The sequence below is a fragment of the Planctomycetota bacterium genome (assembly GCA_039819165.1).
In the GTDB taxonomy this organism is placed as follows: domain Bacteria; phylum Planctomycetota; class Phycisphaerae; order Phycisphaerales; family UBA1924; genus JAHCJI01.
On sequence record JBCBSM010000025.1, the window covers coordinates 1 to 521 of the forward strand.

The following is a 521-nucleotide window of genomic DNA, read 5'->3' on the forward strand; positions in this document are numbered from 1 at the left end:
GTCATACCCGCAAGACGCTTGTACATCTTGAAGAAGTTCTGAATCGTGATTGACGCGACGGTCTGCGTCTCCGGGCGGATGCGCAGGCCTTCCTTCGCCTGGCACGCCTGGTGCAGGCCGTCGGACCACTGCCGCCCCACCATCGGACGGCCGGTGTTGGAGTCAACGATGACGACCTCGGCATCGGTGCGTCCTGTGTTCTGATCGGGCACGGGCATGATCACGTAGTCCGTGTCACGCTCATAGATCACATGGGCCCGTAGCGCCTGGCCGAGCAGGTGGGGCAGATCGGTGTTCTCTCCGACGTAGAAGGAGCCGACATCAGCCTTCTTCTGCGCCTCGGCGATGCCCTCGTGCGTGAGTGTGACCTGCTTGCGATCACGCTCCACTTCGAAGTACCGCGTGTATCGATCGCGCTCCGCCTCGAATCGCGGCAGCTCCTTGCGCAGCTCGTCAAGCTGAGCGTTCATGCCCGGAACGGTTTCCTTCTCACGGGTGTTGCGAATATCACCCTCGGTACC

Annotated in this window: 1 protein-coding gene; it reads right to left on the reverse strand. The window is 61.8% G+C overall.

From position 1 onward, the window contains the following. On the reverse strand, positions 1-521 hold a 521-nt coding region (locus AAFX79_13855; GenBank protein MEO1009639.1), incomplete at both ends, for a hypothetical protein.